Source organism: Pseudonocardia sp. ICBG1034 (genome assembly GCF_020131375.1).
Classification (GTDB): Bacteria; Actinomycetota; Actinomycetes; order Mycobacteriales; family Pseudonocardiaceae; genus Pseudonocardia; species Pseudonocardia alni.
The window spans coordinates 18025-29059 of record NZ_JAHLEK010000029.1 but is presented as its reverse complement, the minus strand read 5'-3'; the positions used below and the strand labels follow the sequence as shown (position 1 = coordinate 29059).

The following is an 11035-nucleotide window of genomic DNA, read 5'->3' as shown; positions in this document are numbered from 1 at the left end:
CGGTGGCGCACTCGGCGAGCACGAAGCGGGTGTTCTGGAAGCTCATCAGGTTCTGACCGAACGCCTCCCGCTCCTTCACGTAGGCGATCGTCTCGCGGACTGCCGCGGTGGCGGCCGCGGCGCCGGCCACCGCGATGATCAGTCGTTCCTGCGGCAGTTGCTGCATCAGCTGTGCGAAGCCGCGTCCCTGGGTGCCGAGCAGGTTGCCCGCCGGGACCCGCATGCCGGAGAAGAACAGCTCCCGGTGTCCTGGCCGTGCTGGCCGATCTTGTCCAGCACGCGGCCGCGCTCGAAGCCCTCCAGGCCCTCGGTCTCGGCGACGATGAGGGACAGCCCCTTGCCGCCCTCGTCGTCCCCGGTGCGGGCGACGACGACCAGCAGGTCGCAGTGGGTGCCGTTGGAGATGAACGTCTTGGCACCGTCGATCACATAGTGGTCGCCGTCGCGGCGGGCGCGGGTGCGGACGCTTTGGAGGTCCGAGCCGGTTCCGGGTTCGGTCATGGCGATCGCGCCGACGAGGTCACCGGAGGCCATGCCGGGCAGCCAGCGCTGCTTCTGCTCCTCGGTACCGAACGCGTTGATGTAGTGCGCGACGATCGTGCTGTGGACCATGTTGGCCCAGGCGTCGTCACCGACGCGGGCCTGCTCCTCGGCGATGACGGCCTCATGGGCGAACGTCGCGCCGCCGCCGCCGTACTCCTCGGGGATGCTGATGCAGAGCAGCCCGGCCCGGCCGGCGGCCCGCCAGAACTCGCGGTCGACCATGTGCGCCGCCGCCCAGCGCTCCTGGTTCGGCACGACCTCCTTCGCGATGAAGGTGCGGGCGAGCCCGCGGAGGTCGTCGAGCTCCTGGGTGGCCCAGGGGGCGCGGTAGTCGTCGAGAATCATCGGATGCTCCCTCTCATCGGCCGGTGAAGGCTGGTGTGCGGCCCGCGGTGAAGGCGGACAGCCCCTCGCGGGCGTCGTCGGTGCCGAGCGCGCGCAGGAAGTTGTGGCGTTCGGTCGCCAGCCCTTCCCGCAGCGGCTGGTCGTGGGCTCGGCGGGCGGCGTCCGCGGCGAGTGCCACGGCGCGCGGCGCGTTCCCGGCGATGCGGCGGGCCAGCCCGATCGCGGCCGGGACGACCTCGTCATCGTCGACCACGTCGGCGACCAGCCCGGCGTCGCAGGCCCATGCGGCGTCGACCGCGTCGCCGGACAGCAGCATGCGCATCGCCTTGGCCTTGCCGACGGCGTGCACGAGCCGCTGCGTGCCACCGGCCCCGGGAATGACCCCGAGCTTGACCTCGGGGACGGCGAACCGGGCCGAATGGCCGGCGATCGCGATGTCGCAGGCCAACGCCAGCTCGCACCCGCCGCCGTACGCGATGCCGCGCACGGCCGCGACCGTCGGTGTCGGGTAGTCGGTGAGGACGTCGAAGAGCCGGTCGAACGGCAGCTCGTCGGTCGGCGCGGCGCCGATCATGGCCGGGACCTCGGCGATGTCGGCGCCGGCGCAGAACGCCGGGCCGGCGCCGGTGACGACCACGACGCGCACATCCGGGTCGGCGGCCGCGTCGGTGAGCCGGCCGGTCAGCTCGGCGACCAGGTCGCGGCCGAGCGCGTTGTAGGACCCGACGTGCTCCAGCGTGAGCAGTGCGACCGGGCCGTGCCGCTCGGCGGAGACCAGGGTCTCGGTGGGCTGCTCAGTCATCGGTACCGCCGTAGTGACCGGCCCACGTCGTGCGGATGGTCTTCTTGTCGCACTTGCCGACGCTGGTGCGGGGGATCTCGCTGACCGTGATGAAGGACTCCGGCAGCTGCCAGGACGCGAACGCCGACGACAGGTGCGCATGCAGGTCCGCGAGCGTCACCTCGTGCCCGGGGGTCGGGACGATGAGCACGAACGGCCGCTCCTGCCACTTGGGGTGCGGCAGCCCGACGACCGCCGCCTGGGCGACGGCGGGGTGGCCGGCCAGCAGGTTCTCCATGTCGATGGAGGAGATCCACTCGCCGCCGCTCTTGATCACGTCCTTGAGCCGGTCGGTGACCTTGAGGTAGCCGTCCGGGTCGATCGTGCCGACGTCGCCGCTGCGCCACCAGCCGCCCGTGAAACGGTCGTCGGCATCGGCCATGTTGTGATAGCGCGTGGTGATCCACGGGCCGCGCACACAGATCTCGCCCTGGGCGACGCCGTCGTGCGGGACGTCCTCGCCGGCCGCGTCGACGAGCCGGACGTCGACCAGGGTGGCGGGGAGCCCCTGCTTGCGCTTGAGCTCGAGCAGGTCGTCACCGGACAGCCGGGCACGCACGCCCGGCTTGTACCGGTTCATGGTGACCAGCGGCGTGGTCTCGGTCGCGCCGTAGGCGTGCACGATCTCCGCGCCGGTCAGCTCGGCGAAGCCGCGCATCAACGACAGCGGCGGCTCGGTCGCGCCCGACATCATCCGCAGCCGTCCCAGGTCGGGCTTGTCCTCGAGCGAGCGGATGTAGTCCAGCATCGGCCCGAAGATCGCGGGAGCACCGTTGGTGACGGTCACGTCCTCGGCGATCAGCGCGTCGGTGAGCGGCCTGGTGTCCTCGGCCGTGTACCGGCCCGGCAAGACGATCTTGTTGGCGGTCAGGGTGGCCGCCTGCGGCAGGCCCCAGGCCTGTCCGTGGAACATCGGCGTGATCAGCATCGTGCAGTCGTCGAGGGTCATGCCGATGTTCGTGGCGAGCGAGAAGGAGTGCAGGCAGATCGCGCGGTGCGAGTAGTAGACGCCCTTCGGCCGGCCGGTGGTGCCGGTCGTGTAGCAGGCGCCGTAGGCGGAGCGTTCGTCGATCTCCGGCCAGTCGATCCGGGGCGCCGCGGCAGCGACGAGGTCCTCGTAGTGGTGCACGTTCGGCAGCGTCGTGCTGATCTGGTCGAGCGGCTTGTCCGTCAGCACGACCCACGCGGTGACGTCGGGCAGCATCGGGGCCACGGCCTCGGCGACCGGCAGCAGCGTCTCGTCCACGCAGACGATCGAGGTCCCGCTGTCGGCGACGACGAAGGAGAGGTCCTCGGGCCCCAGGCGCAGGTTGAGCTGCACCATCACCGACCCGAGACCGGGGATCGCCCAGTAGAGCTCGTAGTGACGGCGGCTGTTCCAGTCGAGGATGCCGACCCGGGTGGCCGGGCCGGCGCCGAGGCCGGCCAGGGCGTTCGCCCCGCGCACGATGCGGTCGTAGGCGTCGGCGTAGGTGTAGCGGCCCCAGCCGCCGTCCGGGAGCCGGTAGACGATCTCGCGGTCGCCGTGGGTCCGGGCGGCGTGCCGGATCAGGGTGGTGGTGTTGAGCTGGACGTCGTCGCCCATCGTGGACGGGTATCCGGTCACGACGGTGCGGGTGGGTGCCGGCACGAGGGACTCCTTCGTCGGTGCGCGGGTGGGGTCAGGGGAGGCGTTCGATGACGGTGGCGTTGGCCATGCCGGCGGCTTCGCAGACGGTGAGTAGGCCGTAGCGGGCCTCGCGACGCTCCAGCTCGTCGAGGAGCTGGGTGAGCAGGCGTCCGCCGGTCGAGCCGAGCGGGTGGCCGATCGCGATCGAGCCGCCGTTCACGTTGAGCTGGTCGTCCGGGTAGCCGAACTCGTCGCGCCAGAGCATCGGGACGGGCGCGAACGCCTCGTTGACCTCGGCCAGGTCGATGTCAACGATCGTCAGCCCGGCCCGGTCGAGCGCGGCGCGGGTGGCGGCGAGGATCGCGGTGAACTGCAGAACCGGGTCGTCGGCGGCGACCGCCATCGACACGATCCGCGCCCGCGCCCGCAGGCCCACCGCCTCCGCGTACGACCGGTCGGCGACGAGCAGCGCGGCGGCGCCGTCGCTGATCTGGGACGAGTTCGCGGCGGTGATCGCGCCCGCCGGGTCGAAGACCGGCGTCAACGTGGCCATCCGCTGCCGGTCGGGCGCGGCGCGGATGCCCTCGTCGCGGGTCATCGGGCCGTCGACGCCCTCCAGCGGCACGAGCTGCGCCGCGAAGTGCCCGGCGTCGGTCGCCGCGGCGGCCCGCTGGTGGCTGCGGACGGCGAAGTCGTCGAGCTGGTCGCGGGTGTAGCCCCACTTGGCGACGACCAGCTCGGCGGACGGACCCTGGGCAGGCAGGTTGCCCTCGAACCGGGCGAGCGCCCGCTCGCCGTACCACTCGCCCCGCGGCCCGCTCGGGTCGAACAGCGGACCGAGATCGACCCGCGACATCGACTCGACACCGGCGCCGATCGCGACGTCGTACTCGCCGGAGCGCACGCCCTGCGCCGCGAAATGGACCGACTGCTGACCGGAGCCGCACTGCCGGTCCAGGGTGGTGCCGGGCAGACCGATCGGCAGCCCGGCGCCGAGCAGCGCGGTGCGGGCGACGTTGCCGGTCTGCTCGCCGCGTTGCAGGGCGCAGCCCACGATCACGTCGGCCAGCGAGTCCGGGGCCACGCCGGTGCGGTCGACGAGGTGGGTGAGGGTGTGCGCGAGCAGGTCGACCGGGTGCCAGTCGCGCAGCTGCCCGCCGCGCTTGCCGACCGGGGTGCGGACGGCGTCGACGATCACGGCTTCTCGGGTCATGCGGCGTCTCCTGTCAGCGGGTGCGGGAATCCTTCACGTTCCTCAGCCATCCAGGGCCCCCCGGAGCCGGTGCTTGAGGATCTTGCCGGACGGGTTGCGCGGCACGGCGCCGATCGTGAGCTCCCGCGGGAGCTTGTAGCCGCTGAGATGCGTGCGGCCGTACTCGCGCAGCTCGTCGAGCGTGAGCGTGGCGCCCGGGGCGAGGTCGACGACGGCGACGGCGATCTCGCCGTACTCCTCGCTCCGGCGCCCGACGACGGCCAGGTCGCCGACCGCGGGGTGTGCGGCGAGGACACCCTCCACCTCCGCGGAGTAGACGTTGGCCCCGCCGGTGATGATGAGGTCCTTCAGGCGGTCGACGAGGGTGATGTAGCCGTCCTCGTCGATCCGGGCGAGGTCGCCGGTGTGGACCCATCCGTCGCGCACGGTCTCGGCGGTCGCCTCCGGCTTGCGCCAGTAGCCCTTCATCATCGACTCGCCGCGCATGATCATCTCGCCGACGGTGCCCGGCTCGACGTCGTTCCCGCTCGGGTCGACGATCCGCACCTCGGTGTTGGGCACCGCGACCCGACCGCTGGCCTCCGGGCGCGCGACGACGTCGTCGTGGTGCAGCAGGATGCCGCCCGGGCCGCCCTCGGTCTGGCCGCACGCCTGCACGATCCAGGCGTCGGGCAGCGCTGCGACCAGGGCCTCGGCGGTGCGGGCGGGCATCGGTGCGGCGCCGTAGAGGCAGATCCGCAGGCGCGAGAGATCGCGAGCGGCGAGGTCCGGCAGCCGCAGCAGGTGGGTGTACATCGTCGGGACGCCGAAGAAGAACGTGATCCGCTCGCGGGCGAGGGTGTCGGCCACCGTGGCCGGTTCGAACGCCGGGAGGATCACGTGGGTCGCTCCGAGCATCACCCCGTTCAGTAGCAGCATGTTGAGGCTCGCCGAGTGGTACAGCGGTGCGACGTGCAGCATCCGCTCCCCGTCCCGCAGACCCATGCCGATGCTGGAGTTGATCCCGACCCACAGCACCCGGCGATGGTCGAACAGTGCCCCCTTGGGCCGCCCGGTGGTCCCGGACGTGTAGATGATCAGAGCGTCGTCGTCCTCGGAGACCTCGACGTGGGTGGGCCGGGCGGCGTGGTCCCGGGCGGCCGCGCGGACGTCCTCGTATCCCTCGACGGTGCCCAGCGCCAGCGGCTCCGCGTCGCCCGTCCGGTCGGGCAGCGAGTGCCACGCCCGGACGCCGTCGGCGACCTCGGGCCCGAACAGCAGGAGCCGGGCCCCGGTGTCGGTGACCAGGTAGTCGATCTCCGTCGGTGCCGAGCGCGGGTTGATCGGCACCACGATCGCGTCCAGGCGGAGTCCGGCGTAGACGGCGACGACGAACGCGTCGCTGTTGCCGGCCAGCAGGAGCATGCGGTCGCCCTGCTCGAGACCACGCCCGGCCAGCTCGGCCGCCAGCTCGTCCACCGCGCGGTCCAGCTCGGCGTAGGTGAGCGCCACGTCGCCGAACTGCACGGCGACCCGGTCGGGACAGCGGCGGGCGGTGCGGGCGAGGACGCCGGCGAGGGTGGTCATCGCATCTCCTGGAGGGTGTCGTCGACGGTGGGCCCGACCGAGACGATCGGGATGTCGAGCTCGTTGCCGAGCTCCTGCCAGTGCGTGCTGTCCGCCGTGGCGAACCGCGCGGCGAGCTCGGTACGGGTGCGGCCGACGGCGTCACCCAGCCGCGCGACGAAGTGCGGCTCGACCGCGCCGACGGCGACGTATCCGTCGGTCGTCGGGTAGATCCCGTACCCGGGGCTCCCCCCGCCGAGCACGTCGCCGGGCCCGGTCAGCCCGTGCCGCACGCCGGCGGCCGCGTCCCGGGCGACCCGGTCGAGCACGACCGGCTGGTGCACCGCGGCACCGCTGCGATCACGCAGGCGCAGACCAGCGACGGCGGCGAGGGCGGCCCGCTCCCCGCCGAGGAGGTCCGCGACCGGGACGGTTGGGACTGCCGGCGGCTGCAGCGTGCCGTGCGCGGCCTGGTAGGTCAGGTCGTGCCCGGCCTCGCCGGCGCGCTCGCCGTCGTAGCCGACGATCTCGACGTGCACCAGCCGGTGACGGCTCACGCTCTCGCGCAGGCCCAGCCGGTCCAGTGCCGCCGGGCGCATCGCGGTGAGCAGGACGTCGGCCGTCGCGAGCCGCTGCTCGAGCCGCTCGCGGTCGGGCGCGTCGCGCAGGTCGAGGGGCACGACCTGCTGCCGGGCGGTCAGCTCGCGGTACCAACCAGGCGCCGCGACCTGCAACGCGTCCCCGGCCGGCGGCTCCACCTTGACGACGTCGGCGCCGAGGTCGGCGAGCCGTGCCGCGGCCACCGGGCCCGGGACGTTCACCGCCAGCGACACCACGCGCACGCCGTCCAGCGGCGCGGCCGCCCCTCGGTCCACGTCGTCTCCCATCCTCGAAAATGACTATACATACGTACAGTAACCTAGGTGAAGCGTATAGTTCGCGGTGTGATCGACACAAGGGGCGGGGTCGTACTATGCGTGCCGTGACGGTGCAAGCCCGGTTGGCGACATGAGCGAGCGATCGCGGCCGCGCCGGACCGAGGACCTCACGGCCCGGGCACGGATCCGTCACGCCGCGCTGGAGCTGTTCGCGGAGCGCGGGGTGGCGGGCACGCCGATGCGCGCCGTCGCGGCCCGGGTGGGGGTCACGGTCGGGCTGATCGTCCACCACTTCGGCACGAAGGAAGCGCTGCGTGAGGCGGTCGAGCTCGACATCGTCGACCGGTTCGCCGACGCGATCCTGTCCGCGCCGGCGGACGGCTCGGGTGCGGATGTGGCCGCGGCCCGCGACCGTGCCGTGGCCGCCATGCTCGCGGAGAGCCCGGCCGTCGTGGACTACCTGCGGCGCGCGGTCTTGGACCCGCACGGCGAACGCGGCGACCTCGTCAGCAAGCTCAGCGCGCTGGCCGCGGACCAGGTGGGCGAGCTGCGCCGCCGTGGCCTCGCCTCACAGCGCAGCACGATCGGCGAGCAGGTCCTGACGATCATGATCAGGCAGCTGGGGCAGGTGTTCCTGCAGCCGCTCGCCGACCGGATCATCGACGAGTTCGGCGAGAGTTCGGACGACGCGCCGTCGCCCCTGATTGTCGTGCGCCTGGAGCACCGAATCGACACGTTCCCCGGTCAGTGAACCCGCGACGCCTGGAGACGTCCGGGCGCGCGGCCGCGGTCAAGTCGCATTGCGACTCCGTCACGGCTGGCTCTGGTTCTGGCGGTCAGGAGGACCCCGCCGCGTGACCGCCAGCGTTCACTGAGCGTCCCGCAAAGCGATCGGCTTACGGCACACTTTTGGACTCGCTGCTCGGCTGGCTGCGCCCGGCTTGTGAACGATCAGAACAGGGTGTCGCGCACGCGCAGCGGCCGGTACCCGGTGGGGTCGAGCTGGGCCAGCTCGCCATCGATGTCGACGTCGATCGTGCCGAAGAAGTTGATGTTCTCGCTGTGCGCCGGCGAGATGTGCGCGAGCACCTCATCGTCGATGCGCCGGCCCGCCGCGCGCATCGACTCCACCGCCAGGCCGTAGTACTCGGTCGTCCAGGCCACGACGGCGTTGGTGACCAGGGTGAGACACCACGCCTGCTCGGTCTGGGCCTGCAGCTGTCGGGCACGCACGGTTCCCTCGTGGGCGTAGAGCAGGTCGCGCTTGAGCGCGTGCAGCGACTCGCCCTTGTTGAGCTGACGAGAGATCCTGCGCCGGTAGGTCGGGTCGGACAGGTAGCGGGCGGCGTAGATCGTGCGCCGCAGCGCCCCGTACTCCTTGAGCGCGGCGGCCAGCGCGTTCTGCCGAGACGACGCCGAGAGTTCCCGACGATCAGCGACGCGGTGGCGTGCCCGAACTTCAGCGACCCGGCCAGGCGCAGCAGGTCGTCCCAGTGCTCGGCGATCAGCTCGACGTTCACCCGCCGGGTGAGCAGCGGCCCGACGTGGGGGTAGTCGGTCTCGGCGCGGGCCTTCGCGGCGATCCGGTGCAGCGTGATCTTGCCCAGGTCCCGGATCCGGGGCGAGAGCTGCAGGCCGAGCAGGTCGAACAGGCCGAAGTTGACCAGGGTGACGCCGTGGGTGTCGGTGGCGTGCTCGGTGATCGGGGTGTCGGTGGCGTTGCCGAGGATCTCGTCGAGCACGTAGTGGGCCTCGCGCTTGGTCGCGACGATGATCTTCGTGCCGTAGGTGGTGTGCTGGTCGGTGACGTGGGTGTAGGTCGAGAGGACCTGCCCGCCGTGGATGGTCATCTCCCGCCCGGTCGTCGTCTTGCCCCGCACCGGGAACCGCTGCCCGCCCGAGGAGGACAAGGTGCCGGTGCCGAACACCTCGGCCAGGGGCATCCGCTGGTGGTGGTCGATGATCGCGAGGTTCGCCGCGCGCAGCGTCTCCTCGCGCACGTACCACTCGGCGGTCCAGGCGAGGATGTCGTAGGAGATCCCGCACGCATCGGCCATCCGGGTCAGCCCGAGGTTGGTGGAGTGGCTGAGCAGCACCGCGATCAGGTTCCGCTTCAACTCCGGAGAACGGGTCTGCTTCCCGCCGGCGTGGGTGAAGCAGTCCAACAACCCGATCCGCCCGTCGAGCTCGATCAGCAGCGACACGATCGGCGCGAACGGCAACATGTCGGTGAGCTCGGCCTTGAGCGCGACCGCCTCGCCGGGGATGTCCTCGGCGGTCAGCGGGGAGATCACCAGGTCGCCGGCGTCGTCGAGGCGGACCGGGCCGTCACCGGTGGCCAGGACCTGCTCGAGCTCGCCGAGCGCGCCGGTCAGCTCGTCGCCGACCGCGGCCAGCGCGACCGCCGGGTCGGCGGACTTGCCGACGAGCCCGCAGAACGACGCGCGCTGCAACGACCACTGATCGGCGGTGAGCAGGTAGGCGGCGGGGTCGGCGTAGCGGCGCGAGCCGGGCACGTACACGTCCCCGGTGCGCAGCCCGTCGCGGAGCCCGAGCAGGGTGCACAGCTCCCAGAAGTGCCGGTAGGCGCTGGTGTTCCCCGATGCGTGGGCCGCGTCGAGGTAGCCGCGCCAGCGCGTGGGCACGAATCCCGTCAGGGCACCGGCCGGGACCCGGCGGGCGCCGGTGGCGTTGAGCCCGCGCAGGATCTCCACCGCCGCGAGCAGCTCGGCCGCCGCGGTGCCGCCTGCGAACTCCACCGCGGCCAGGACCTGCGGGGTGAACTGCCGCAAGTACCCGTAGGACGACACGTCGAGCGCGCCGAGGTGGCCGTGATCGCGGGGAAGGCGGGGAACGGCTTGGGCCATCGCCGCCCGGATTCGTGTCCATCCGATCCGTTCACCCCGGAGCACGCTGCCGATGTCCTCGTCGGCAATCGTGGTGTCGGCGATGACGGCCAGCAGCTCGTCGAGCAGCGCCTGGCGGTCCTCGCCGGCCTTGCCCCGTTCGGCCAGCGCGTCGCGCATCGTGCGCTCGGCCTTGCCCTCGCGCGCCGACACCGCCTGGTCGAACAGGCTCACTACCTCGTCGAGCACGTCGGTTGCGGACTGGGCCACCAGCGTCAGCAGGATCGGGTAGCGGCGCTGCGGCTCCCGCCGCTCGAGGGCTTGGGCGGTCAGCCGGCGCCCGACCGTGGCCAGGAAGCGGCGCCGCTCGGCCGGCAGGACCGACAGATCCAGGGCGTCGGCGCCCAGCCCGCGCAGGAACTCCAGCTTCGTGACCTCGGCCTTGATCCCGGCTGGTGAGGCCTCGACCGGGGCGGTGCTCAGCCATCGCAGCCGGGTCATCCCGACCGCAGGATCGACCACCAGCAGCCCGTCGAGCCCGGCACAGCGCTGCGGCGTGAACTCGTGCGCGAGCCGGTCGTAGGTCTCTCGCTGGGCCTCTGCGCGGGCGTGCGCGACCCGCTCCAGCACGGTCACCGGGCCCGGCCGGATCACCTGTACCGAGATCAAGTACTCACACGCCAGCCGGAACAACAACGTCGGCGAGTCGTGCTCCATCGCCCGCGCCAACAGGAACTCGTCGAACTCCTTGAACTCCAGCGACGTCGGCACCCGCCAACCGCGGTACTGCGCTACCAGTCGTAGATGCTCGGTGCGGGTCTTCGCCCGCCGGCCGTAGTGCCGCAGCACGCCCGGATCGACGGCGAGCTGGTCAGCCAGCCGGGCGACCGCCACCGGTGGCGCGGCGGCGACGTCGTCGGGCACGAACCCCAGCCACGGCAGCGTGCACAACGCCACCGACAGACCCAACCGGTCCGCCGGTCCGCGGCCCCGGCCCGGGTCGACGAACGCGACATCCGCCGGCGCCAGCGTGAAGAACCGGAACAACTCCTCCCGGCCGATCTCCGGAAACCCCCGCAGCCGCTCCAGCTCCTCGTCCGCGAACACCTGCGTCGCCAACCGCGACCTCCCCAGAGCAACCACCATCCGCAGCTCAGGAGGCTACTCAGCCGTATCCGCCCGATCTTCGGCGAGTACTACGGCGACCCCGACGTC

At 72.1% G+C, this 11035-nt stretch carries 6 protein-coding genes and 2 pseudogenes; 1 reads left to right on the top strand and 7 read right to left on the bottom strand.

Annotated features, from left to right (window positions below; all coding sequences use genetic code 11):
• From KPF22_RS31460 to KPF22_RS31435, 6 genes and pseudogenes are all read right to left on the bottom strand, one after another.
• Positions 1 to 888: pseudogene (locus tag KPF22_RS31460) on the bottom strand (acyl-CoA dehydrogenase family protein); the annotation flags it as partial.
• A 13-nt stretch (positions 889 to 901) separates the two neighbouring features.
• A complete protein-coding gene (locus KPF22_RS31455; RefSeq protein WP_161152136.1) occupies positions 902 to 1690 on the bottom strand; it encodes an enoyl-CoA hydratase/isomerase family protein in 789 nt (262 codons plus the stop codon).
• Positions 1683 to 3359 (bottom strand): long-chain-fatty-acid--CoA ligase, encoded by a 1677-nt coding sequence (locus KPF22_RS31450; protein WP_224404173.1) that lies wholly within the window; start codon positions 3357 to 3359, stop codon positions 1683 to 1685. Before KPF22_RS31450 ends, KPF22_RS31455 begins: the two co-directional genes overlap by 8 nt.
• 31 nt (positions 3360 to 3390) lie before the next feature.
• A complete protein-coding gene (locus tag KPF22_RS31445; RefSeq protein ID WP_161152137.1) occupies positions 3391 to 4551 on the bottom strand; it encodes a thiolase family protein in 1161 nt (386 codons plus the stop codon).
• 42 nt (positions 4552 to 4593) lie between these two features.
• Positions 4594 to 6117: a class I adenylate-forming enzyme family protein gene (locus KPF22_RS31440; protein ID WP_161152138.1), complete on the bottom strand. Its 1524-nt coding sequence runs from the start codon at positions 6115 to 6117 to the stop codon at positions 4594 to 4596.
• Positions 6114 to 6971 (bottom strand): CoA transferase, encoded by an 858-nt coding sequence (locus KPF22_RS31435; RefSeq protein WP_202417230.1) that lies wholly within the window; start codon positions 6969 to 6971, stop codon positions 6114 to 6116. Before KPF22_RS31435 ends, KPF22_RS31440 begins: the two co-directional genes overlap by 4 nt.
• A gap of 133 nt (positions 6972 to 7104) precedes the next feature.
• On the opposite strand from KPF22_RS31435, the gene KPF22_RS31430 reads away from it, so the two are divergent.
• Positions 7105 to 7725 (top strand): TetR/AcrR family transcriptional regulator, encoded by a 621-nt coding sequence (locus tag KPF22_RS31430; RefSeq protein WP_161152140.1) that lies wholly within the window; start codon positions 7105 to 7107, stop codon positions 7723 to 7725.
• Between the two features lie 200 nt (positions 7726 to 7925).
• On the opposite strand, the pseudogene KPF22_RS31425 reads toward KPF22_RS31430, so the two are convergent.
• A pseudogene (locus tag KPF22_RS31425) lies at positions 7926 to 10966 on the bottom strand (Tn3 family transposase).
• Positions 10967 to 11035: the final 69 nt, after the last annotated feature.